Origin of the sequence: Pelagerythrobacter rhizovicinus (assembly GCF_004135625.1) — a bacterium.
GTDB lineage: Bacteria > Pseudomonadota > Alphaproteobacteria > Sphingomonadales > Sphingomonadaceae > Pelagerythrobacter > Pelagerythrobacter rhizovicinus.
Genome location: NZ_SDPV01000001.1, coordinates 474,911 through 499,135, shown reverse-complemented (window position 1 = coordinate 499,135; position 24,225 = coordinate 474,911). Strand labels below are relative to the sequence as shown.

Genomic DNA, 24,225 nt, shown 5'->3' with positions numbered 1-24,225 from the left:
AGATCCGCTGCGCAAGAACAAGCGGGTTGTTCGTCGAACCCTGTCGATGATCGATCGCGATTTATTGCATCTTGCGGGCCTGCTGCCCTAGTAGCCCCGCATGATTTTCCGGACCTTGCTTGCGGCAACTGCCGTTCTCGCCCTTTCCTCTCCCCTCGTCGCCCAGACGGACGAAGCCAAGCCGGCCGCCAAGGCAGAAACGGCGTATGAGGCGAATTCCGCTTCCAAGGCGCTCAGCGGCACCTTCGGCGGGCGCTCGATCCGCTATACCGCGACGGTCGAGGAGCAGGTTCTCAAGGGGGAAGACGGCACGCCCAAGGCGGCGATCGTCACGACTTCTTATGTCGCCGAACCACGCGATCCTTCGCGGCCGGTGACGTTCCTGTTCAACGGCGGGCCCGGCTCCGGCTCGGTCTGGCTGCAGATGGGCGCATTCGGACCCAAACGGGTCGCCATCCCTTCCGACGCGCGCGACGACGGTGCGCCGCCCTACCCGATCCTCGACAATCCGGACTCGCTGCTCGACGTGACCGATCTGGTCTTCATCGATCCGGTCGGCACCGGCTTCAGCCACACGATCGGCGACACCAAGGGCGAGGAATACTGGGGCGTCACGAAAGACGCCAAGTCGGTCGCCGAGGTTATCCGGATCTGGCTCAGCGAGAACGGCCGCTGGAACAGCCCCAAGTTCCTCGGCGGCGAGAGCTACGGCACGACGCGATCTGCCGCGGTCGTCCACGAGCTCGAAGGCGGCTACAACGATGTCTCGCTCAACGGCGTGATTCTGATTTCCACCGTACTCGACTTCGGGGCGGGAGCCGAAACCGAAGGCGCAGAGCTCGGCTACATCACCACGCTCCCGTCAATGGCCGCGACCGCGCTCTATCACGGCAAGGCCACTGCGCCATCGGTCGAGCAGTTCGTCGAAGAAGCACGTCAGTTTGCAATCGGCCCCTACGCCGCCTTCCTGCTCAAAGGCCAGAATGCGAGCACGCAGGAACGCGCCGCAGTCAGGGCCGAGCTTGCGCGCTTCACCGGCCTGTCCGAAGAGTTCCTCGATCGCGCCGACCTGCGGGTTTCCTCGGGCCGCTTCTACAAGGAGCTGTTGCGCGACCGCGGCCTGACCGTCGGTCGGCTCGACAGCCGCTACACCGGTACCGACTACGACAGCGCCGGCGAATATCCGGACAACGACCCGAGCTTCTACGGCATCGACGGCGGCTATACCGCAGCAATCAATCACTTCATGCGCGACACACTCGGCTATGAGACCGAGCGCAACTACGTGACGATCGGTTCCGTGCAGCCTTGGGACTGGCGGCTGGAAGGGGGACGGGACACCAACGCCTATCTCAATGTGGCCCCTTACCTGGGGAAGGCGCTGCGTGAGAACTCCGGCATGCGCATCTTCGTCGGCCAGGGATGGTACGACTTCGCCACGCCCTTCTTCGCCGCCGAATATGCACTGACCCGTACCGGTTTCCCGCAGGACCGGATCGAGTGGCGCTACTACGACGCCGGCCACATGATGTACGTGCGCGACGAGGACCGGCACAAGCTGTCGGAAGACGTACGCGCCTTCATCCGCGCACGTTGACCCGTTGGGCGGACGGTTAACCATCGCTGTTGCGCTGGTCGCGCTGGCGGGATGCAAGCCGCCGGCAAGTGATGACTATGTGGCCCGCGTGGCGCTCGATGAGGCGCGCACTTATGCCAGCGAGCCCCTTCCCTCCCCGGACACCGGCGGAGCGCTTTGGGCGGAGAGCGATCGTCCGGGCCGCATCCTCTACGGCAAGCCCGGAGAGGCACCGCTGATGTCGCTCGCCTGCGAGGATGCGGACAATGGCAAGCGCATCCACATCACGCGCTTCGCTGCGGCCGATCCGAAGGCCAAAGCGGTCCTCGCGCTGATCGGCAACGGACACGTCGCGCGGCTTTACGTCGATGCGACATGGAATGGGCGGGCGTGGTTGTGGGAAGGCTACGCTGCGGCGGACGACCCCAATCTTGAGGTGCTGACGGGCCCACGCCGGATAGAGGCAACCGTTCCCGGTGCGGGATCTGTCGAGCTCAATCCGAGCGAGCGCCCGCGGCACCTGATTGAGATGTGTCGTGGAGAACGCCCGCTGGACGAGCCGGTACCGCCCGAGCCAGAGTGACGAGCGCATCAGGTCCGAGGACCTGCGGAAGCTGCCGTCCGTCCTCTCCCGGCGCATACCAGAGATAGAGCGGAACACCCGCCGCACCGTGATCGGCGAGGAATTGGGTGATCGCCGGATCGCGGCGCGTCCAGTCGCCACGCAACGTCACTACCCCCGCTTCGGCAAACGCGTCGCGCGTGGCTTCCCGCTCTATCGCCACGCGCTCGTTCACCTTGCAGCTCACACACCAGTCGGCGGTGAACCAGACGAAAACCGGTCTGCCGCTGGCGCGCGCGTCGGCCAGTGCGCTTTCGCTGAACTCGACCGGATCGAGAAGGCTCTCCGCAACTTCGATATCCTCGCTGGCAAAATTCGGCAGAAATCCGACGCCGAGCGTGGTGACGAACAGCACGGCGACGAAGCCCGCCTGGCGTCTAGCACCCGCGCGTCCTCCGACGAGCAGCAGGGCACCGAGGATGACAACAACCAGACTAACGGCACCCCAGCCGAGCCCGGTGCCGCCGAGACGGAAGCAGAGCCACAGCAAGGCGAGCGCGGTCAGCCCCATCGGCACGGCCATGACTTTGCGGAAAGTCGCCATCCACGGGCCGGGTTGGGGCAGCATCCGCCGCAGCGCGGGAATGACGCCGATCGCCAGGAACGGGAGCGCCAGGCCCAGGCCGAGCGCGGCAAAAAGCAGTAACGCCTCCAGCGGCGGCAGGATCAGCGCCGCGCCCAGTGCCGCGGCCATGAACGGGCCCGTGCACGGCGTCGCGACGAAAGCCGCTAGGAGACCGGTCGCGAATGCCCCCGCCGGCTCGCCGCCCCGCGTCAGCGCGATTGAGGGAAGTTCGAACAATCCGGCGAGATTGGCGGTGATTGCCGTCGCGAGCACGAGCAGGCCGATCACCACGGCCGGCTCCTGCAACTGGAAGGCCCAGCCGACCGCCTCGCCCGCCGAACGAAGCGTCAGGAGCAGCGCGCCAAGCCCGACGCAGGCGATAAGAACGCCGGCCGTGTAAGCGAACCCTTCGCGCCGGGCCTCGGCCTGGCTTTCACCGGCGCGGGCCAGGCTCAGCGCCTTGAGGCTGAGGATCGGAAACACGCACGGCATCACGTTGAGGAGCAGCCCGCCTGCCAGGGCACCCAGGACGAGCAGCCACAATGACGGCATCTCCGGAACCGCGACGGGCTGGCCCGCGCTCGGCACCGCGCCGGGCACCGCGACGAAGCGCACCCCGACATCGCGCGAGAAGGCAAGAATGCCTTCGATCCGCTGGGGTGCGGGTTCGCGGACGATCTCCGACGGCAGATTGAGCTGGTCGAGCGGCATTTCGGCGACGAGCAGATCGCCCTCGCGGAAGAAGGTCTGCTCGTCGGCGTATGCCGGCCGCCTGCCCTTGCCCAGCTCCCGCTCCTCCACGAAGAGGTGCGGGTCGGAAAGCTCCATGTCGGCGGGCAGCGGAATTCCGACACGCAGGCGTTCATCCTCGATCGCGAAGTTCGCCCGGCTATCGAGCATCGGCGCGATTTGCGCACGCCAGCGGACGAAGCGGGGGTCTCCCTCCGCAGTGGCGGGGTCAAGTTCCAGTATCGCCTGCTGCGGAACGCAGATCTTGTCGGTGCATGCGAGGTAGTCGGCCGTGACCGAAATCGGTTCGAGGTCCTCGAGATTCGCTCCACGCGGGATGCGGATCGGGACGAGAACGGTATATTGCCCCTCGTAGACGTGGTTCATCAGCCCGCCGACCACGAGCCGGCGGGGCACCGGATAGAGCGGCTCGCCCGGCGACCATCCGCGCGGCAGTTCCCAGGCAAGTTCCATCCCCAGCCCGGCATCACCGGGATTCGACCAGTAGCCGTGCCATTCGTCCGACCGGGGCGTGAAACGCAGCGCGACGAGCCATTCGCTACCGGCCTTCGGCGGACCGTCGGCGAAGATCTCCGCGGCAATGTTGTCATCTGTTACCCGCGCCGCGATATTGTCATCGGTTATCCGCGGCTGAGCTTCCGTCCGACCGGACGCGAGAAGCGCGAAGGCGGCAACGAGCGCCAGCGCGATGGATGCGAGCCAGGTTCGCGCTCCGCCCATTGTCCTTGCCTCGGTCACGGCGGCCGTCCTAGGACGGCGCGGAGATTCCTGCAATGAGAAGGCGATGGACGACAAGCGCGATCTGCTGATCCTGGGCGGTGGCCTGGTGGGAATGACGCTGGCGCTCGCCGCTGCGCGCAAGGGGCTGTCGAGCCACGTCGTCGACCGGGCCGATCCGGCGGACCTTACGGCGGAGGGGTTTGACGGCCGAGCGAGCGCGATCTCCACGGCGAGCTGGAACCTTTTCACCAACATCGGGCTCGCGACCGCGCTCGAACCGCACGGGTGCCCGATCGAATCGATCGCGGTAACCGACCAGCTCAGGCCCGGGCGGATCGACTTTCAGCCCGAGCCCCACGAAGGTTCGCTCGGGCGCATGTTCGCCAACCGCACGCTGCGGCTCGCTCTTTTCGAAGCAGCGAGAACCGAGCCGCTGATCGCATGGCATGCGAAGGCCGAGGTGATCGTGCGCGAACGCGGCGAGCACGCCGTCTCGGCAACCCTGGCCGACGGACGCCTCTTGCACGCCGCGCTGATGGTCGGCGCCGAAGGCCGCATGTCGCCCACACGCGAGGAGGCAGGCCTCAAGGTTGCGAAATGGCAGTACGGCCACCGCGCGATCATCGCCGGGCTGGAGCACGAGAAGCCGCACGACGGTGTGGCGTGGGAAATCTTCTATCCCGCAGGCCCCTTCGCGCTGTTGCCGATGCGCGACGACAAGGATGGCGCGCATCGCAGCGCGCTGGTCTGGACGGTGAACGAAAACGACGCCGCGGGCACGCTCAAGCTTTCCGACCGCGCGTTCCTCGCCGAAGTGGAAAAGCGGATGGGTGGTCTGTTCGGGGAAATCCGCAGCGTCGGCCCGCGTTCGTCGTTCCCGCTCGGCTTTCATCACGCCGCCCGAATAACTGATCGGCGGCTCGCCCTGGTCGGGGACGCGGCACATGGAATCCATCCGATTGCCGGACAAGGTCTCAACCTTGGCCTGCGCGACGTCGGGGCGCTCGTCGAAGTGCTGGTCGAAGGAATGCGGCTCGGGCTCGATCCCGCCGATGCGCAACTGCTGGCGCGCTACGAACGCTGGCGCGGACTCGATTCGTTCATGGTCGCCCTTGCAACCGACGGTCTCACCCGCCTGTTCGGTATCCCGGGACGCGCGGCCTCGGCCGTCCGCCGCTTCGGCATGGCAGGGGTCCAGCGCGTGCCCGCGCTCAAGCACTGGTTCATGGACGAGGCACGCGGCGTCTCGGGCGATGTGCCGGAGTTGATGCGCGCCTGATCGCGCTGGCTATTCCTCCTCGCCGGGGCGGCTTGCCGGGCTCGGCTGCTCGATCGGATTCCCCGCGCTGTCTCGCAGGCGTCGGGGTTCGAGCACCGCCGACGTCTCGATCAGATCCAGCGCGCGCTGCGCCGCCACATAGCGTTCCGCATCCGCGATCCAGCGCCGCGCCTGTTCGGCGCCGGGCAGGTTGCGCACTTCCTCGATCGCCTTGTTCACGCGCCCGCTTTCGAGAAAGAACCGTGCGCGCTCCACACGCCGCTCGGGCCGCGGTGAGGGGGTCGTTTCGCGGCGAATGACGAAAAGCTGGCTCAGTTCGTGCCCGAGGCGCTCGAGCAAGGGATCGTTGGAGGCCTCGGTCAGCTCGGGTGCGAGCCCTTCCAGACGAGCGACGAGAACGTCGAGCGTCACCGGATTGCGGGAAAACCGGATGACCGTCTCCACCGAATTGGGCTTGGCATCGCCGAAGCGCAGACGAAGCTGATCGGCAAGATAACCGAGCTCGGCTCCGCGATCGAGCGACCGACGTGCGGCGAAAGCAATCAGCAGGCCTTCGGCGCGCGCCGCGTTGCCCGCCGCGGCCTGCGCCTGAAGATCGAGGCGCGCAAGGCGCTGTTCGGCAGCAGCCAGCCGCTGGTCCATACCGCCTTGCTGTTCGGCCACACGCTCGACCCTGTCGTTGGCGGCCGGCTCGGCCGAGGTCGGGGAAGGCGTCGGCGTCGGCGAGAGGATTGGCTGAGGGTCCACCGCTATCTCGGCGGGTTGCTCCACAACCTCGCCATCGTCTGCCCATCCGAACCGGAAGCCGGAACTCCACGCGAAATATCCGACCACCAGCGCACCGAGCAGGAACGCAGCTATGGCGACTGCCAGGATCGGTTTGAGAGAGCCGCCGCTTGAGCGACTGGGAGGCGAGTATCTATCCATCGAATTCCGTTCTGCGAGCCGCACAGGCTTTCAAGGGCGCTATCGCGCGCCCGTCAATGGCATATGTCCCGGACCAAGGCCAGAAGGGCACCGTCCGCGGGTCGAGCGGCGATTTCCACTCGGCCCCATCCGGAGCCGGCGGCCTCTCCGATGCGGGGAGCCAGCACCGCCAGGGAAATCCCCGCTCGTGAAAGGCCGAGGCGGTCGCATTCGCGCGCGAAATGCCGCGCCGCTTCACCCGAATGAAGCAGCACCACGCCGCCTTGCGCAAGATCCACGGCGAGCTCCTCCGGGATGGGGCGATGGACGACGCGGTAAACCACCCGAGTCTCGATCGACACGTTTCCGGGCGGAACGAGCGGCACGTGTGCTTCACCGGTCAGGCGCAGCAGCCGCATCGGGTTCTTCGACGCCAGGCGATCCAGCACCGGCTGCAGATGGCCCTCGCCCACCGAGGCTACCTTCAATCCCGCAGCCTGCGCAGCTTTCGCCGTCGCGTCGCCTACGACATGTACAGGACGGTCACGCCACCGCGCGAGTGCTGGACCGGCATGGCGCACGGCATTTGCGCTGCCGAGCAGGAGCGCGTCGAAACCGGAATCCGGCGGCGGTTGCCAGGCGACCGGAGCGACATCCGCGAGCGGACAACCTTCGACGGCGATGCCGACCGCACGCGCCGTCTCGATGGTGGCAGAGAGCCCAGGCTCCGGCCGGACCGCAAAGATCTTCACCCTTCCGGCGCCTTTCCGAAGTGCGCTGCGATGCCGGAAGAGGCCCGCGCGAGCAAATCCGCAGCCAGTTCCGCGGGACCTCGGAGGTCGCCCACGGGAAAGCTGCGTTCGCCGTCCACCCGCTCGGCGCCATCCGGGCTGAATAGCGCGGCGCGCAGGACGATGCGATCCCTGCGCAGCGTCGAATGCGCGGCAACCGGACTATGGCATGTTGCGCCCAGCGCCGCGAGGAGCGCGCGCTCTGCCGTGACGGTCGCACGCGACGGAGCATCGTCGACAGCGGCCATCAGCGCCCGGGTCGTCTCGTCACCGGCGCGGCACTCGATTCCGATCGCGCCCTGTGCGGGGGCCGGCAGCCATTCCTCCGTATCCAGCGGCGTGCCGATTGCGTGCTCGCCCAGCCGTGCGAGCCCCGCCGCCGCAAGCAGCGTCACATCGGCCTCACCCGCAGCGAGCTTCGCAAGGCGGGTCGCAACGTTGCCGCGGAACATCACCACTTCGCAATCCGGCCGGCGGTGGAGCACTTGCGCAGCGCGGCGCGGGGCGCTCGTTCCGACTCTCGCAGCGCGCGGAATCTGGGCAACACCCGCCGCGCCGACCAACACGTCGCGGACATCCGCACGCGGAAGCACGGCGGCGATGACGAGATTCGCGGGACGGACGGTCTCTACGTCCTTCATCGAATGGACCGCGGCGTCGATCCGCCTCTCCACGATCCACTCGTCAAGCTCCTTGGTCCACAGCGCCTTGCCCCCGATCTCGGCGAGAGGGCGGTCCTGCACTTTGTCGCCGCTGGCGCGCACCGGCACCAGTTCGACCGCGGTTTCCGGCCATCCGTGGGCGGTACACAGGCGTTCGCGCGCCTCGCGCGCCTGCGCCATGGCGAGCGGAGACTGACGCGTTCCGAGACGAAGCTTTGGCTGTTCGGTCATGGGCGGCGCTTGCCCTAGCGAGGCAATTTGTTCAGGGAAAGCATCATGGGGATCGTGCTTGGCATCGAATCGAGCTGCGACGAGACAGCAGCGGCCCTCGTCACCACCGACAGGCGGATCGTCGCGCAGCGCATTGCGTCGCAGGACGAGAGCCACGCGCCCTACGGCGGTGTGGTGCCCGAGATCGCCGCGCGCGCGCATGCGGAGCGGCTGGCGCCCATGGTCGAGGCGGTGATGGACGACGCGGGCGTAACGCTGGCCGAACTGGATGCGATCGCCGCGACCGCAGGCCCGGGGCTGATCGGCGGCGTCATGGTCGGGCTGGTGAGCGCGAAGGCGCTCGCCATGGCTGGCGACGTGCCGCTGATCGCGGTCAACCACCTCGAAGGCCACGCGCTTTCGCCGCGGCTCGCCGATCCCGACCTCGAATTTCCTTATGCGCTGTTGCTCGTCTCGGGCGGGCACTGCCAGATCCTGCGCGTGGAGGGGGTCGGCCGCTACCGCCGCTTCGCCACGACGATCGACGATGCGCTGGGCGAGGCGTTCGACAAGACTGCGAAGATTCTCGGTCTCGGCTTCCCGGGCGGCCCCGCCGTCGAACGCCTGGCGCTCGAAGGCAATCCGAACGCCGTTCCCCTGCCCCGACCGCTCGCGGGTAGCGCCGAACCGCATTTCAGCTTCGCCGGGCTCAAGAGCGCCGTCCTGCGCGCCAAGGAGAGCGGCCGGCATGGCGATGCCGATCTCGCCGCGAGCTTTCAGCAGGCTGCGCTCGATTGCGTGCTCGACCGTCTGCGGGTCGCGCTCGACGCGATGGGGCCGGTACCCGCTCTCGTCGTCGCGGGCGGAGTCGCCGCCAACAAGGTGATCCGGCACACCCTCGAGCGTGTCGCGACCGGGCGCGACATGCGTTTCGTCGCACCGCCGATGGCGCTGTGCACCGACAACGCGGCGATGATCGCCTGGGCCGGCTGCGAACGGCTCGGCCAGTCCGATCCGCTCGACATTGCGGCACGGCCGCGCTGGCCGCTCGATCCCGAAGCCGAACCCGTGCGCGGCGCGGGATACAAGGCATGAGCGGTCTGCCCCCGGTTGGCGTGATCGGTGCAGGCGCCTGGGGCACGGCGCTTGCGCAAATGCTTGCCTCCGACGGCCGGGAAGTCCTGCTCTGGGCGCTGGAAGCCGAGCTCGTGGAGGATATCAACGCGAGGCGTCGCAACCCGCTTTATCTTCCTGGCGTCGAGCTCGCCGCGACTATACGGGCGACGTCCGCGCTGGGCGATCTCTCGGGATGCGAGACGACCCTCGCGGTGACCCCGGCGCAGCACCTCGGCAAAGTCCTCGAGAGCCTGCAGCGGCCTCCACGCGATCTCGTCTTGTGCAGCAAGGGTATCGAGACCGGATCGGGGCGCCTGATGAACGAGGTCGCGGCAACCTCTGCGCCCCGAAGCGAGATCGCGATCCTTTCCGGTCCGACTTTCGCGCACGAGGTGGCTGCCGGCCTGCCCACCGCGGTGACTCTCGCCTGCAGTGGCGGTGAAGCGCAATGGAATCGGCTCGCCCCGGTCATCGCCCGCCCCTCGTTCCGCCCCTACTACACCGACGACATCACCGGAGCGGAGATCGGCGGCGCGGTGAAGAACGTGCTCGCTATAGCTTGCGGGGTGGTCGATGGGCTGCATCTCGGCCAGAACGCGCGCGCCGCGCTGATCGCGCGCGGCTATGCCGAAATGCTGCGCTTCGGCGAAGCGCTAGGGGCACGGGCGGAGACGCTGGCCGGCCTCTGCGGCTTGGGCGACCTCGTACTCACCTGCTCCTCTACGTCCAGCCGCAACTTCTCCCTCGGCAAGGCGCTCGGCGAGGGGCAATCGGCCGAAGCGCTCATGGCCGACCGGCGCACGGTTGCCGAGGGCGCCCATACCGCGCCCGTCCTGATCGAGCTTGCCGCCCGCCACGGCATCGCCATGCCGATCGCAGCGGCCGTCTACCGCCTGCTGGACGGTGCTCCCGCGCGGGATATCGCGACCGAACTGCTGTCCCGCCCTTTGCGCGCCGAACAGGAAGGCCTTGCGTGAGCGACGCCGCGCAGCAGGGTGACATCGCCGCACTGGCGAAGGGCGGACGGACGAACTTCTTCGGCTTCCTGCTGCGGCTTGCCGCGCGGCTGCCTTTCCTGTTCATCGCGGGGCGGCTCTACGGCGCTGCTGAGCTGGGCCGCTTCGCCTCCGCCCTGGTGGTCGTCGAGTTGCTCGCGCTCGTCTGCTCGATGGGGGAGAAGCGGGGGCTGGCGCAGCGCCTCTCGGAAGGCGAGGGCGTGCGCCCCGCCAATCTCGTATTCGACAGCATGCTCCTGGCAGCCCTGCTCTCCTGTGCCGCGGGCCTGTTCCTGTGGTTCGTTCCCGCCCCAATGTTTCCCGCCGGAGAATACAGCACACTCGACAAGCTGCTTGTCACGGCGATTCCCGCCTATGCTCTGACCGAGATCCTGCTCGCCGCGCAGGCCTACCGCTACGATATCGCGACGACCGTGCGCGCGCGGGCGATAGTCGAACCATGGACGATCTCGATAACAGCCGGGATTTTCTTCTATCTGACGCCCCAATCGGGCCTCTCGCTGGCATATATCACTTCCATTTATGCGGGGCTGATCGCCGCCGCCTGGCCCTTCTTGCGGACCTACGGCCTGCCACAGAACTGGCGGCCGCACCCCCGGCAGATGTGGCAAATGTCCGCCCGCGCGTTCCCGCTGGCGACCGCGGACGCGATCGAGTGGGGGACGCGGCGGCTCGACATCTTCATCCTCGGTCTCTTCGCCGCGCCGGCCGCGGTCGGCATCTACTACATTGCGCAGCAGGTCGCGAGCCTGCCGCAGAAGCTCAAGACCAGCTTCGAGCCGATCCTTGGTCCCGTCATCACGCGCAATCTCAAGGAGAAGAACTATCCGGCGATCGCCAGGCAGGTGTGCCAGGTGGGCTTCTGGATCGTCGCCGCGCAAGCGGGGATCGCGCTGGCGCTCGGCGTTCCGGGCGAAGCGGTGATGGGGCTCGTCGGCCCCAACTTCGTCGGAGGCACTGGAGCGCTCGCCTTCCTGCTTGCAGCGGAAGTCGTCGCGGCAACTGCGGTCGTATCCGAAGCGGCACTGGTCTACGTGGCCCGAAAGCGCAATCTCGTGATTTCGATCGGTACGATCGTCCTGCAGGGCGTTCTGACCGTGACCGCGATCCTGCTGATGGAGCGAATGGCGCTCGGCGAGCCTTACAAGGCAGCGGGTGCGGCGATCGCGCTGATGGTGGCGCTCGGCGTCGCGTCGCTGGTCAAGGCGTGGGTGCTTTCGCGCATTCTCGGCGAGCGCGTGAACAACTGGCGCTGGGCGCTCGTCTGGGCGGCTGTTCCGGCGATGGCAGTGGGTTATCTCGCGACGCGCATGCCCGAATGGGCGGAACTCATCTTCGGCATCCCGCTGATCCTGTTCACTTACGGCTGGATCATCTGGCGCAAGGGCTTCGGCCCCGAGGACCGGGTGCTCTTCCGGAAGAACCTGGAGGGAGACGACGCAGCGGCAGCTTGAGATGCCGCCGCCCACCTCGCCCTTTCCCCTCGCCCGCCGGGCCGCTAAGGCACGGCCATGCCAGTCCGCCCCTCCATCGCCGTCGCGGCCGGAGCCATAGTCACGAGTGGGCTCGCGGTTGCCGGAGCGTCGATGTCGGCCGGGGACCTGCAGGCGCGCTTCGAAAAGCGGGCAGCGCAGGCGATAGAAGACGCCGGCGGCGGCGGAGTCACGGCCCGGTTCGTCTCGCCGTCGGGCTGGCCGTCGCGGCATCCCGTTCTCGACGGAGGTGCCGAACTCGACGAAGATACACGAGCTGAAGTCGCACGCGCCGTCGCAGCGGTTCCCGGCGTCGGCGGGATCCGGTGGGCCGATGGCGAGGCGCGCGCGCAAACCCGCAGCTTCGACTATACGCCCATGCATTGTCAGGAGGATGTCGACGCCCTGCTTCGCGCGCGGACGATTCGGTTCGAGGAATCGCGCAGCGCGATCAACAGCGCCAGCCAGCAGTTGCTGGACGAGGTCGCAAGAGCCCTGCGTCCCTGCCTCGGCAGCATTATCGCCATCACCGGCCACACCGACAGCTCAGGGCCCGAACCGGGCAATCTAGCGCTGTCGATGGAACGCGCCGAGGCGGTGCGGCGCGCCTTGGTCGCGCGCGGAATCCCGGCAGACGGGCTGCGTAGCCGTGGTCTCGGGTCGAGCGAACCGGTCGAGGGCCTGGCTCCGAGCGATCCTGCCAACCGGCGGATCGAGTTCTCGGTGGTGGCCACCGAGCCGATCAGTATCACGCCGGTCGATCAGCCAGGGCCGCGCTGACATGGCGATCTGGTTCGAATTGATGGTAATGCTGCTCGCCACCTACGCCATCGGCCTTGGGCTGGGGTGGCTGATCTGGGGTCGCATATCGGACGACTTGGGAGAATGAGGGAATGACGCAGATGGTAGAGACCTGGTGGCCGCTTTTCGTGGTTGCCCTACTGTTGGGTATCGCGGTCGCCTGGTGGATCTTCGCGTCCTCGCGCAGGGCGCGCGTGAGCGATCGCAGCGGTGCCGACGTGCTCGACGAAGGCGCGGCGCCAGCGGCACGCAATCAGGCGCTGATCGACGCTCCCCCTGCCGCAGCGCCCCAACCCCCGGCAGTGCCTCCCGGCGTCGCCGGTGCGGGGACTGCTGTTGCCGCGGCGGTGGAGGCCCAGCAAGTCAAGGCGGCGGAGGAGATCAAGACAGCAGAGACGAAGGTCGAATCCGCCCCCCCTGCGCCGGACGCCCAAGGGGGCGACGATCTCACGCGAATCAAGGGTATCGGCGGCAAGCTCAACGACTTGCTCGCCTCGCTCGGCGTCACCAGCTTCGCGCAGATCGCCGCCTGGAGCGATGCGGATATCGATCGGATCGACGCCGAACTCGGGCGCTTTCAAGGCCGTATCCGGCGCGACAACTGGGTCGAGCAAGCCCGCTTGTTGGCCGAAGGCGACAGGGCAGGCTACGAGGCAAGGTTCGGGAAGCTCTGATCGGGGCAGACCTCCGGCGCGGGAACGATCAGACCTCCAACAGGTTCATTCGATCAAACTCGATCGAATTCCTGCAGGATAATGATGATGAACCTCCCACGCATTCTGGTCGCCGAAGATGAGTTTATCGTCGCATTCGACCTGTGCGACACGGTCGAGGAGGCCGGATTCCAGGTTGAAGGGCCGCATTCGGAGATCTCCACTGCAATGCTGGCGGTGCAGAAATCGCGCCCCGATCTCGCAATCCTCGACGTGGAACTAGAGGATGGCGACGCCTTTCCCCTGGCGGAAGCGCTGATGGCCGAGAATATACCGGTTATCTTCCACTCCGGCCAGTTCAGCCCCGCGGAGGTTCGCGAGCGCTACCCCAGCGCGATCGCGTGCGCGAAACCCTGCCCTCCGAACGTGATGCTCGAAAAGGTGCAAAAAGCGCTCAAGACGCACTGAGAGGCCTTTCACGGTCACTGGGGGTCGGCGCCTGCCGGCGCTCCACGCATCGCGCGCGCTCTCGGATCCCGCGTTACCATCGGCCGGGCTTGCCGCTGCCGCCCAACCCTGCAAAGGGGGTGCGACAGTTACAGGAGAAACCATGGCCGGAATGGCGCCGTTCAACTGGGAGGACCCGTTCGCTCTCGACGGGCAGTTGACCGAGGATGAGCGGATGATCCGCGACGCCGCGCAAGCCTTCGCGCAGGGTGAATTGCAGCCGCGCGTGCAGCAGGCTTTCCGCGACGAGGCGGATGCGCCCGAACTGTTCCCGCTGATGGGCCGCGCGGGCCTGCTCGGCGCCACGATCCCCGAGGAATACGGCGGCGCCGGCGCGAGCTACGTCGCTTATGGCCTGATCGCGCGCGAGATCGAGCGGGTCGATTCGGGCTACCGTTCGATGGCATCGGTCCAGTCGAGCCTGGTGATGTACCCGATTCACGCCTACGGTTCGGACGAGCAGCGGCGGAAGTACCTGCCCGGCCTCGCCAGCGGCGAACTGATCGGCTGCTTTGGCCTTACCGAGCCCGACGCGGGCTCCGACCCGGGCGCGATGAAGACTTACGCGAAGAAGGACGGCGACGGCTATTCGCTGTCCGGTTCGAAGACGTGGATCTCGAACGCGCCTTTCGCCGACGTCTTCGTGATCTGGGCCAAGAGCGAGGCGCACGGCGGCGCGATCCGCGGCTTCGTGCTCGAGAAGGGCATGGCGGGACTTTCGGCGCCGAAGATCGAGGGCAAGCTCTCGCTCCGTGCCTCGACCACCGGCATGGTCATGATGGACGAGGTCAAGGTCGGTGCTGACGCGCTCCTGCCCGAAGTACAAGGCCTGAAGGGACCGTTCGGCTGCCTCAACCGCGCACGCTACGGCATTTCGTGGGGCAGCATGGGCGCGGCCGAGTTCTGCTTCCACGCCGCGCGCCAGTACGGGCTCGACCGGCAGCAGTTCGGCGTTCCGCTGGCCTCCAAGCAACTTTACCAGCTCAAGCTCGCCAACATGATGAGCGAGATCGCGCTGGGCCTGCAATCCTCGCTGCGGGTCGGCCGGCTGATGGACGAAGGGCAGTTCGCGCCGGAGATGATCTCGATCGTCAAGCGCAACAACGTCGGCAAGGCGCTCGATATCGCCCGCGCCGCGCGCGACATGCACGGCGGCAACGGCATTTCCGACGAGTATCAGGTCATCCGCCACATGGTGAACCTCGAGACCGTGAACACCTACGAGGGCACGCATGACGTCCACGCGCTGATCCTCGGCCGCGCGATCACGGGAATTCCTGCGTTCTGATGAAGCTCTTCGGATATTATCGCAGCTCGACGAGCTACCGCCTTCGGATCGCGCTGAATCTGAAGCAGCTCGATTACGACTACGTGCCGGTCAACCTGGTGACCTCCGAGCAGAAGGGGGAAGACTATACGGCCCGCAACCCCTTCGGCAGCGTTCCGCTGCTGGAGGCGGACGGACGCGAACGCGCGCAGTCGATGGCGCAGCTCGAGTGGCTCGACGAAGCCTATCCCGAGCCTGCACTGCTGCCCGATGATATCGAGCAGCGCTTCACTGCGCGCGAGCTCGCCTACGCCATCGCCACCGAGACCCATGCGCCGAACAACCTGCAGGTCCTCAAGTACCTCAAGGAGCAGTTCGGTGCCTCTCAAGACCAGATCGATACCTGGTATCGGCACTGGCTCACGCGCACCTTCACCCCGATCGAGGCCCGGCTGGCGCAGCTCGGCGCGGGCGAGTTTCTGTTCGAGCGGCCCGGCCTGTTCGAGGTCGTGCTGCTGCCCCAGGTCTACAACGCGCGCCGTTTCGCTCTGGATGTGAGCGCCATGCCGCACATCGCGCGGATCGAAGCGGCCTGCCTCGCGCTGCCCGAATTCCAGCGCGCCCACCCCGACAACCAGCCGGACAACCCCGAATTCTCCGGCCCGAAAAAGGACTGAGATATGAAGCTCGCGACGCTCAACGACGGAACCCGCGACGGGAAGCTGATCGTCGTCTCGAAAGACATCACCCGGTACTGCGCGGCCGACAATATCGCGCCGACGCTGCAATTCGCGCTCGACAACTGGGCGGAGATCGCGCCCAAGCTCGAGGTTCTCTACCGCGATGTCGAGCATCAGGCGGTGCCCTGCGAGCGCTTCCACGAGCGCGAGGCGCATTCGCCGCTGCCGCGCGCCTACCAGTGGGCCGACGGTTCCGCCTACATCAACCATGTCGAACTGGTGCGCAAGGCGCGCGGCGCCGAGGTGCCCGAGAGCTTCTATCACGATCCGCTGATGTATCAGGGCGGGTCGGACGACTTCCTGCCCCCGCGGGCCGACATTCCGCTCAAGGACACGGCCTGGGGCTGCGACATGGAAGGCGAAGTCGCCTGCATCGTCGACGACGTGCCGATGGGCACCACCCCCGAGCAGGCGGCGGAGCACATCAAGCTGCTGATGCTGGTCAACGACGTCAGCCTGCGGGGCTTGATCCCGGGTGAGCTTGCCAAGGGATTCGGGTTCTTCCAGTCCAAGCCCGCGACCGCGTTCAGCCCGGTGGCGGTGACGCCGGACGAACTGGGCGATGCGTGGAAGGATAGCGTGATCCACCGCCCGCTGATGGTCGATTACAACGGCGAACCGTTCGGGCGCGCCAATGCCGGCCAGGATGCGACTTTCAGTCTCGCCGACCTGGTCGCGCACGCTGCGAAGACGCGCAACCTCGGCGCGGGTGCCATCATCGGCTCGGGTACGATCTCCAACCAGGACGCCGACGGCGGTCCCGGCAAGCCGGTCGCCGAAGGGGGCGCCGGCTATTCCTGCATCGCCGAAATCCGCATGATCGAGACGATCGCCCAAGGCGAAGCGAAGACCCGCTTCATGGCGCCCGGTGACCGCGTGGCGATCTGGATGGAGGATGAAGACGGTCACTCGATCTTCGGGAAGATCGAACAGGAGGTCGTTCAGGCATGAGCTAGCGGGCGCACCGCCTAGGCGCACTGCATCAGGCGGTGACGCTCGTCCGTACCTTCGGTTCGATACTTCCAGCCCGGCGCCCCCTGCGCCACATGGACACGGTTTCGCCCGGCGGCCTTGGCGGAATAGAGCGGCGAGTCGGCGGTCTGAAGCGCAAGCGTCGCGCTGCAGGGCTGGTCCAGACGCGCGAGGCCGATGCTCGCCGAGACGCCGAACATGACGCCGTCGGCATCCCGGATCTGGTGTTCGTTGATCGCCTCGCGCAACCGTTCGCACAGTTCGGCGGAAGCAGTCACCGTATCGTGCCAGGCGATCATCCCGAACTCCTCACCGCCCAGCCGGGCGAACAGGCAATCGGCGTCGGACAGCCGCTGCATGATCTTCGCGACGTGCTTGAGCACGAGATCGCCGACGTCATGTCCGTAGCGATCGTTGACCGCCTTGAAATGATCGAGATCGATGATCGCGAGCGAGAACGGGCGTTCGCCCGCCGCGGCCAATGCCGGCTCCAGATCCTTGATGAAGGCGCGGCGGTTGGGCAGACCCGTGAGCGGATCCGTGCAGGCATCGCGCATCGCCTGCAGTTCCTCCTTCTTGCGGACGGTCACATCCCGAACAGTGACGACATAGCTGACGGAAGCTCCCTGACGCCCTTCCACGGCCCGGATCTTCGCTTCGAGCCAGACGGTCGCGCCGCGCGTAGCCACGGCGCGTTCGATCACCTTGGTCATGCCGGGGGACGCTCCGGCCTGCGCGAGTGCGTTCTCGATCAATGACGCGTCGGCCTCCTCGAAAAAGACGGAAAGCGGCCGGCCATCGAGATCATCCAGCCCGCTTAGCCGCACGCCGGCGGGCGATGCGAAGCGGATACGCCCCGCGTCGTCCAGACTCAGCAGCGCATCGTCAGAATGATCCGAGATCATCCGGTGCAATGCCTCCCGATGGAGGATGTTCGCGTGCAGGATCTCGCGATGTTTGAGCGCGGTCGCCACGGGCAGAGAAACCAGAAGGATGACCACCAGATAGAATTGCAGGAACATCGCCTTCTCCGCCAACGGGACGGACAGGGCCGCGAACGGGCCGGCGCCTGCCGCGAGCGAGGCGAAGGCGACGAGAGCCGTCAGTAGAACCGAGATCGAAGCGCCGATCCGGCCCAAGAGAAAGCAGGCGATCATGAGCGGCAGGATCGGCAGGAACAGGAGCGGATAGGCCGTCTGGTAAAACGCGGTCCAGCCAATGCCGACGCTGAACAGCGAAAGGCAGATCAGTTCGCCCCAGCCACGCCTCGCACGCAGTTTCGCAAGACCGGAGGAATTCCCGCGCGCAAGCAGGAGCGCCAGCGGCAATACCAGCAGGGTACCGAGTCCGTGACCTGCAAACCACTCGATCGAGTGGCTCCACCATCCGCCGCCGACTTCGGCCGCGACGAGAGCTCCGCCCGGGAGAGCCGCGAGAGCGGGCCCGACGGCTCCGCCGACCAGGATCAGCTTCACGAAACCGGACCAGTTCTCGAAATAGTCGCGCTCGGGGCGAAACCGCACCAGGAGCGTTGCGATGACCAGCGCTTCGAACATGTTGACCAGCGCCAGCGGAACGGCAGCGTGCGGACCGAAGCCGAACAGTGTCGTCGCGCAGATGCTGAGACTGGCGAAGAAGATCGTCGTGCGGGGCCATGCGCGATAAGGCACGTTGACCAGCAGAGCCACGAGAATCGCGGTGCCGAACCAGACGAGGGCGAGCCCGCCGCTGAAGCGGGTCGAGTAGATCGTGAGCGAAGTTACGCCGAAAAACGCGAGCGCGAACCCGAAGGTGCGCAACCCCGATTCCTGTACGCTGCCCTGAACCCCGGCCATTCCCCTTCATGGCCGGGAGCGGTTAAGATTTCGCAAGGGCGCACCCTCGCTGTGCCGAAAAAATGTGCCGCCCGGCGGACGGGACCGGGCGGCACGACCTGCCCGCGCAACGGCGGGCCGGGGGGAGGGACTCAGAACCCCATGCGGATGGTGCCTCGCAGCGTAAAGCCGACATCGTTGTGACGCTCCTCGGCACCGGCCTCGCCAGAAATGGTGAAGGCCTCGTCGCCGCCGATGGCGCGCAAGCGCGCGTACCAGCCGTTGACGCTCTGCTCTGCCTGAAGCGTGAAGGGATCGCCGTCTTCGAACTGTGCGGTGGTATCGCCCAGCCCGCCGCCGAGAATCTCGCGCCATCCGCCTTCGCCCTCGATGCGGAACCAGCTCGCGTCGCGCGCACGCATGCCCTTGAGATCGACGCCCAAGGTGAGGCCGCCGTTGACGGCAAACTCGTCGCTGGTCCGTTCGGCAACCGTGAGATTCAGGCCCGCGCCGCCGCCGGTGTCGGTATAGCCATCTTCTTTCAGGCGCACGTAATCGAGCACGACGGAGGGACGGAAGAAGAAGAACTGTCCTCCTCCTTCGAACGAGGCACCGCCCATGAAGCTGGTGACGGTGCCATCCCATTCGCGCTCCACATCGCGCGAAATGATGTCCTCGCCAACGGTCGCGTCGAAATAGCGCGTGCCTTCGAAGTTCACCATACCGATGCCGGCGCGGGCGAACGTCTGCAGGCCGCCCCACTTGCCGACCCAGTGCGCCGCCAGCTCGTACGTGCCGGAGTGGACCGAGCTCGTATCGCCGATATCGTGGCGATTCCACAGATAGGTGATCGTGCCACCGAAGCGGCCGAGGCCGGTGGCGATCTCCGCGCCCGCAGCGAAGCCGAGGCCGCTCTGGTCGTAAGCGGCAGTATCCCCTTCGTCCTTGTTCGAGCCCCAGCCGCCGGCGTCGAAGATCAGGTGGATCTTGGACGACGGTTCGATCGGCCCCTGGGGATCGGTAAGGAAGCGCGCCATGGTCCGCGTGCCCAAGCTGACCCCTTCGAAGGCACCGCCTGCGTGGTCGGGCAGCATCAGCGTGACCGTATCGCGGAAGGCCTCGCCGTCGGTGATGTTGAGGAATACGTCGGCGATCTCGTCGTCCTCGCCAAGAGCATCCAGGATCGCGTCGTAAGCGGTAGACTGCGATCGGTTGAGGCCCAGTTCCGTTGTGGTCTTGCGCCCGATCTCGACTGCCAACTCGTTGGCGGTCTCGTCGGCGTCGATGGTCGCCTTGTACATGAAGGGGAGGAGTGTGTTGTCGCCCGTGAGTTCATCCCCGATCTGCAGGTCACCCGCGGTGAGAACGACATAGCGCCCCTCGGCCTCGTCGATGTCTGCGAGGCGGAAGCGCAGCTTCGAATCCTCGTCGAAACTAGCCGTGCCGGCGACGTCGATCAGCGTGCCCTCGCCCGCGTCCTTGTCGAGCGTGACGTTGAGGATCGCGCCCGAGCCCACCTCGAGCGAACCGATAGAAGTCGGGCGCGACAGGTCGAGCACACCGCCCGATACGGTGACCGCAAGGTTGCCGGCGTTCGTCAGCGTGCCGGAGAAGCGCGCCGAGCCTGCCAGCGTCAGCACGTCCGCGCCGCCGCCGAAGTCGGCCGTCCCGTCGAACACCGACGAACCGGCGAGACTCATCGTGTCGCCGCCGCCACCGAAGGTGACGGTACCGGTTTGCTTGGCGTCGCCGGAGAGCGCGAGTTCGTTGCTGCCGGCGCCGAAAGTCACGTTGCCGCTGACGGTCCCGTCGGCGATCTCGAACACGTCGTCGCCGGCCCCGAAGCGTACGTCACCCTTGATAGAGGGCGCATCCTTCCCCGAGGCAACCGCGGTCTGGCGCACGGTCGCGCCCGTGGCGTTGGCGGTCAGATCGATCGCGACGTTGCGACCGGAGGCCGCGTCGGCCCCTTCCGCGGTAATCACGCCGCTGTTCTCGACCAGCTCGACTCCGCCGCTGCGGTCGATGATTGCTGTCGCCGCGCCGTCCTTGCCGGACACGGCCGCCTTGATCGTGCCGCTGTTGCGGACCGTATCCACATCGGCACCTTCGTCGATCACGATCGCCGTTGCGATCGAATCCTCGGTCTTGCCGCTGCTGGCGCCGATCGTGCCGGAATTGCGGATCTCGGGCACTGTTGCATCGGCGCCGATCCGCAGCGCGGTGGCGCTTGCATCGACCGACTTGGCACCAATCGTGCCCGAGTTCGCAATGCCGCCCGCGATGCTCACCGCGCCGCCGCGGCCACCGATCACCAGGCCGTTACCGTCGACGCCGGCATAAACCCCGTCGCCCGTGATGCTGCCTTCGATGATTACACCAAAGTTGTTACCGCTGCCGGCAACCGCACCGATCGCGATGTCGCGATCCGCGGCGCCGATGACCATAGCTGGGGCCTCGCCGGCGGAAACGATCGCGGCCGTGCCTTCATTGGCATCGGGGATGCCATCCTTGTCCTCGTCGGCGTCGTCCTTGTCGGCGTCCTTCGGTGCGGCCGCCAGCACGATCCCGCCGGTCACATTGCCTTCGATGACCAGCGCGGATCCGCCCTGCAGCTTGTCGTCGGCGTCAAGCTTCGAAGCGTTCGAGGGCGGCGTGGGGTAACGATAGCCGGTCGAGGAAACCTGGCCCTGGACCACCATTGCGCCGTCGACATCGCCTGCGAAGTGCGCGCCAACCGCGCCTTCGCCCTGAGCGGTCACCTTGCCCGCCAGGCGTACATCGCCGGTGATGTCCTGGGCGCTGACGGCAACCGAGTTGCTGCCGAGCACGCTGGTCTCACCATTGTGCGTGAAATCGCCCGTCAGCGGCCCGCCCAGTGCGATGCCCGCGGAATCGTTGCCTTCCACCACGATCTTGCCGCTGTTGGAGAGATCGCCCGTATGTGCGCCCTGCGTGCGAATACCAGCGCGTCCGGTTCCGACCGCAAAAGGCCCATCGAGGTCACCGTCCTTGTCGATGTCTTCAGGCGTGTAGGTCTCGTCGATCGTGATCGTGCCGGAATTGACGATGTCGCCGGTCGTGCCTGCCGCGACCGCGATGCCGGTTGCGCCGTTGGCGTTGGTGATCTTGATCTCACCTTCGTTGGTGACCCCGTGGTTGCTGTCCATCGTCACCGCGGTACCGCTGCTGACGACGACGGAGCCGTTCTTGTCGATGCGGATCGAGTCGGGCGAGCCGTTCTTGATCGTCGAGGTTCGCACCGGCTGGGTGCGGTCGTCCGAAATCACGGTCTGGGCGGAAAGCGGCGTGGCAAGTGCGGCGATCGCAGTCGTCGCGAGCAGGTAGCGGTGCATGTATCCTCCGGTCCTTTGTCGACCAGCAGGACGGAGCCGTCACACACCAACCTTGGGGCGCCGGCAAAAAAATCCCTAGAACGCGAAATCGAGCCCGAGACGGAAGGTTCGCGGACGCAGCGGCGTGATCTGTTCACGCCCGATCTCGAACGGAGTGCCCAGCGCGAAGCGGTTGCCTTCGGTATCGAAGATGTTGGTCACGCTGAACGTCACCCCCATCCGTTCGCGCCCAACGCGCGCGGTCAGGCCGCTGTCGAGGTAATCGCCCTGCGGATCGCCAAGCTCGGGCCCGATTCCGAGGCGCGATTCGCCAACGTAGCGCGCCCACCCTTGCGCTGTGAGGACGAGATCGCGACCGATCGCCCGGTGGTAGTCGAACCCCGCCCGCGCGTTGACATTGGCGATGTTCGGCACCTGGCCGATCTTGGTGAACAGGAAGTTGCGCGGGCTTTCGATCCGGCTGCGGTTCCACGACAGGCCCGCTTCGAGGCGCAGGCCGGGCGTCACCGCCACACCGCCGGAGAAGCTTGCCGTCCAGACCTGCCCGTCGCCGATGTTGGCGGTGGTCGGCAGTCCGAAGGGGTCGATGAAATCCGCCTGGATATCGCGCCAGCGGGTGAAGGACAGGCTGCCGGAGAGATCGAACGGCCCCGCCCCGGGGCGGCCGTGGCGCGCGCCGATCTCCAGCGTGGCAGTCCGGTCGCTGCGGAAGCGGCGGACGAACTCGCCGTCGATCGCGAGCCCGCCGGGCCGGAACCCCTCCTGATACTTGATGTAGAGCGCGGTCTCCGAAAGGAGGTTCGCCGTGACCGACGCAGAGGGCAGGAACACCGTCTCGTGCCGCTGTGCCGTCACTTCGGAGCGCGCGAGCGCGATCATCGGGTTGACGTCCTCGCCCGCGCCGTCGAGTTCGGAGCGCGTGACGCGGCCGCCGGCCGTCGCGACCAGCCCATCGCGCAGGCGGTAGCTCGCCTCGCCGTAAAGGGTCGCCTCGTCCACGCCGTTGCGGACGCCGGTGCTCGCGCGCATGACTTCCGCCGCGTCGAAGCTGCGGGTCAGGCGCGTGCGGTTGTGGGTGAAGCTGGCGCCCACGACCCAGCCGAAGCGGTCCTCCATCGGCTGCCACAGCCGCGTTTCATTGGCGATCATCTGCGAATCGTTGTTCTGGATGAACACACGAGTGGGCTCGTCCGGCTCGGTCGCGTCGTACCGCTCCTGAAGCTCCTGATCGACCACGCCGGTCGACGACCGGAAGCGGATCGCGCCGAACTCCCCGCTGACGACGATCTGGCCATGCAGGTAGTCGGCATCGAATCCTTCGACCACCCGCGCGGATCGCGTCAGCGGCGGGCCGTTGCGGTCAGCATACTGGCTGTCCTCACCGTCGATCCGTTGGGCGAGCCCGATCAGGTCGACCGTCCAGCCACCCCCCAGGTCGGCTCGGGCAAAGGCACGGCCGCCGTAGATGCGCGTGCGGTTGACGTCGTCGCGGCCGAGCAGCAGCTTGTCGATATATCCGCCCTGGCTCTCTGCATCGACGACCAGTCGCAGCGTCGCCGCCTCGCCCGCGAGCGGCAGGTTCATCACCGCCCCCGCATCGGCCCCCAGAGCACCATGCGTGGTCGCCGAGCCGCCGAGGCTGGCGGATGCGGAGACGACGCCGGGCTCGGGCGCATTGGGCACGAGCCGGATGATCCCACCGAGCGAGCCCGCGCCGTAGAGCGTCCCCTGCGGCCCCTCCAGCACCTCGACCTTCTCCATATCGGACAGGCGGAGGTCGGGGTCGGGCGAATTGTAGCTGAGCCGCAGGTCGCCGAGGTACTGCCCGACGGTCGCTTGGGTCGGCCCCGTGAAGCTCGAATCGGCGATGCCGCGAATGAACAGCTTGTTGCGTCCGCTACCGAGATAGGTCGAGGTGACGCTGGCGACCTGGTTGGCGATGCGCTCGCTCCCGCCCGGCCCGCCGAACGCCAGATCATCACCCTGGATGATCGTGATCTGCCCGGCGTAGTCGCGCAGCCGCACGTCGCGCTTGCTGGCGGAGACCACGATCGGCGGCCCCACAGCGGGTGGCGGAGGCGCGGGCGCGTCGTCGCGGGTGGGTTTACGGCGAGAGGCCGGCTTGTGTGTCCGGGCTTGCCGGTCCACCACGAGCCGCCAGCCCATCGCGCCGGCGCTGACCGGGCGTGCTCCGAGAGCGCGAGCCAGCCGGTGAACCGCCTCGCGCGCAGTGAAAGTCCCGCGGATGGCCGGCACCCGGCGGGCGGCAAGCTTAGGGTCGGAGATGACGATGCTGGTGCCCGTCTGCCGCGCAATCGCAGCGGCCGCTTCGCCGCCGCGCCCGGCCGGTACGTTCACCCGCACTTCCTCCGCCTGCGCGGGGACCGCGGCCACCAGGGCGATCAGGGCTATCGGCAGGGATGCGCGCAT

The 24,225-nt window shown here is 67.0% G+C and carries 19 protein-coding genes; 12 read left to right on the top strand and 7 right to left on the bottom strand.

Features of this window, described 5'->3' with window-relative positions:
• Positions 1 to 100 precede the first annotated feature (100 nt).
• Positions 101 to 1,597 (top strand): S10 family peptidase, encoded by a 1,497-nt coding sequence (locus ETX26_RS02415; RefSeq protein WP_129523097.1) that lies wholly within the window; start codon positions 101 to 103, stop codon positions 1,595 to 1,597.
• Between the two features lie 4 nt (positions 1,598 to 1,601).
• A complete protein-coding gene (locus ETX26_RS02410) occupies positions 1,602 to 2,159 on the top strand; it encodes a hypothetical protein (RefSeq protein WP_129523096.1) in 558 nt (185 codons plus the stop codon).
• Here ETX26_RS02410 and ETX26_RS02405 read toward each other — a convergent pair.
• Positions 2,071 to 4,251, bottom strand: coding sequence for a protein-disulfide reductase DsbD family protein (locus ETX26_RS02405; RefSeq protein ID WP_225425467.1), 2,181 nt, complete (start codon positions 4,249 to 4,251; stop codon positions 2,071 to 2,073). The two genes, ETX26_RS02410 and ETX26_RS02405, sit on opposite strands and share 89 nt — an antisense overlap.
• A 46-nt stretch (positions 4,252 to 4,297) precedes the next feature.
• On the opposite strand from ETX26_RS02405, the gene ETX26_RS02400 reads away from it, so the two are divergent.
• A complete protein-coding gene (locus tag ETX26_RS02400) occupies positions 4,298 to 5,512 on the top strand; it encodes an FAD-dependent monooxygenase (RefSeq protein ID WP_129523095.1) in 1,215 nt (404 codons plus the stop codon).
• A 9-nt stretch (positions 5,513 to 5,521) separates the two neighbouring features.
• Here ETX26_RS02400 and ETX26_RS02395 read toward each other — a convergent pair whose 3' ends face one another.
• From ETX26_RS02395 to hemC, 3 genes are read right to left on the bottom strand one after another with little or no spacing between them, the layout of a single operon-like run.
• Complete coding sequence (locus tag ETX26_RS02395) at positions 5,522 to 6,439, bottom strand: MICOS complex subunit MIC60 (RefSeq protein WP_129523094.1); 918 nt, start codon at positions 6,437 to 6,439, stop codon at positions 5,522 to 5,524.
• 53 nt (positions 6,440 to 6,492) lie between these two features.
• Positions 6,493 to 7,170 (bottom strand): uroporphyrinogen-III synthase, encoded by a 678-nt coding sequence (locus ETX26_RS02390; protein WP_129523093.1) that lies wholly within the window; start codon positions 7,168 to 7,170, stop codon positions 6,493 to 6,495.
• Complete coding sequence (gene hemC / locus ETX26_RS02385; protein ID WP_129523092.1) at positions 7,167 to 8,102, bottom strand: hydroxymethylbilane synthase; 936 nt, start codon at positions 8,100 to 8,102, stop codon at positions 7,167 to 7,169. The genes ETX26_RS02390 and hemC overlap by 4 nt, the downstream gene beginning before the upstream one ends.
• Positions 8,103 to 8,147: 45 nt before the next feature.
• On the opposite strand from hemC, the gene tsaD reads away from it, so the two are divergent.
• The 9 genes from tsaD (at position 8,148) to ETX26_RS02340 (ending at position 16,604) form a co-directional block, all read left to right on the top strand.
• The gene (gene tsaD, locus ETX26_RS02380) at positions 8,148 to 9,176 is read left to right on the top strand and encodes a tRNA (adenosine(37)-N6)-threonylcarbamoyltransferase complex transferase subunit TsaD (protein ID WP_129523091.1); all 1,029 of its coding nucleotides are present in this window, start codon (positions 8,148 to 8,150) and stop codon (positions 9,174 to 9,176) included.
• Positions 9,173 to 10,174 carry an NAD(P)H-dependent glycerol-3-phosphate dehydrogenase gene (locus tag ETX26_RS02375; protein WP_129523090.1) on the top strand — a complete coding sequence of 334 codons (1,002 nt, stop codon included), beginning with the start codon at positions 9,173 to 9,175 and terminating at the stop codon, positions 10,172 to 10,174. Before tsaD ends, ETX26_RS02375 begins: the two co-directional genes overlap by 4 nt.
• Complete coding sequence (locus ETX26_RS02370; protein ID WP_225425466.1) at positions 10,171 to 11,667, top strand: lipopolysaccharide biosynthesis protein; 1,497 nt, start codon at positions 10,171 to 10,173, stop codon at positions 11,665 to 11,667. The genes ETX26_RS02375 and ETX26_RS02370 overlap by 4 nt, the downstream gene beginning before the upstream one ends.
• A 57-nt stretch (positions 11,668 to 11,724) precedes the next feature.
• The gene (locus tag ETX26_RS02365; protein ID WP_129523089.1) at positions 11,725 to 12,465 is read left to right on the top strand and encodes an OmpA family protein; all 741 of its coding nucleotides are present in this window, start codon (positions 11,725 to 11,727) and stop codon (positions 12,463 to 12,465) included.
• Between the two features lie 113 nt (positions 12,466 to 12,578).
• Positions 12,579 to 13,160, top strand: a complete 582-nt coding sequence (locus ETX26_RS02360) for a hypothetical protein (protein ID WP_129523088.1) — start codon at positions 12,579 to 12,581, stop codon at positions 13,158 to 13,160.
• A gap of 87 nt (positions 13,161 to 13,247) precedes the next feature.
• Positions 13,248 to 13,607 carry a response regulator gene (locus ETX26_RS02355; protein ID WP_129523087.1) on the top strand — a complete coding sequence of 120 codons (360 nt, stop codon included), beginning with the start codon at positions 13,248 to 13,250 and terminating at the stop codon, positions 13,605 to 13,607.
• Between the two features lie 151 nt (positions 13,608 to 13,758).
• Positions 13,759 to 14,934 (top strand): acyl-CoA dehydrogenase, encoded by a 1,176-nt coding sequence (locus ETX26_RS02350; protein WP_129524106.1) that lies wholly within the window; start codon positions 13,759 to 13,761, stop codon positions 14,932 to 14,934.
• Complete coding sequence (gene maiA, locus ETX26_RS02345) at positions 14,934 to 15,590, top strand: maleylacetoacetate isomerase (RefSeq protein WP_129523086.1); 657 nt, start codon at positions 14,934 to 14,936, stop codon at positions 15,588 to 15,590. The genes ETX26_RS02350 and maiA overlap by 1 nt, the downstream gene beginning before the upstream one ends.
• Before the next feature lie 3 nt (positions 15,591 to 15,593).
• A complete protein-coding gene (locus ETX26_RS02340) occupies positions 15,594 to 16,604 on the top strand; it encodes a fumarylacetoacetate hydrolase family protein (protein ID WP_129523085.1) in 1,011 nt (336 codons plus the stop codon).
• Positions 16,605 to 16,621: 17 nt separating this feature from the next.
• On the opposite strand, the gene ETX26_RS02335 is transcribed toward ETX26_RS02340, so the two are convergent.
• From ETX26_RS02335 to ETX26_RS02325, 3 genes are all read right to left on the bottom strand, one after another.
• Complete coding sequence (locus tag ETX26_RS02335; protein ID WP_129523084.1) at positions 16,622 to 18,460, bottom strand: sensor domain-containing diguanylate cyclase; 1,839 nt, start codon at positions 18,458 to 18,460, stop codon at positions 16,622 to 16,624.
• 131 nt (positions 18,461 to 18,591) lie between these two features.
• Positions 18,592 to 21,795 (bottom strand): autotransporter outer membrane beta-barrel domain-containing protein, encoded by a 3,204-nt coding sequence (locus tag ETX26_RS02330; RefSeq protein ID WP_129523083.1) that lies wholly within the window; start codon positions 21,793 to 21,795, stop codon positions 18,592 to 18,594.
• A gap of 75 nt (positions 21,796 to 21,870) precedes the next feature.
• Positions 21,871 to 24,225 carry a TonB-dependent receptor gene (locus tag ETX26_RS02325; RefSeq protein WP_129523082.1) on the bottom strand — a complete coding sequence of 785 codons (2,355 nt, stop codon included), beginning with the start codon at positions 24,223 to 24,225 and terminating at the stop codon, positions 21,871 to 21,873.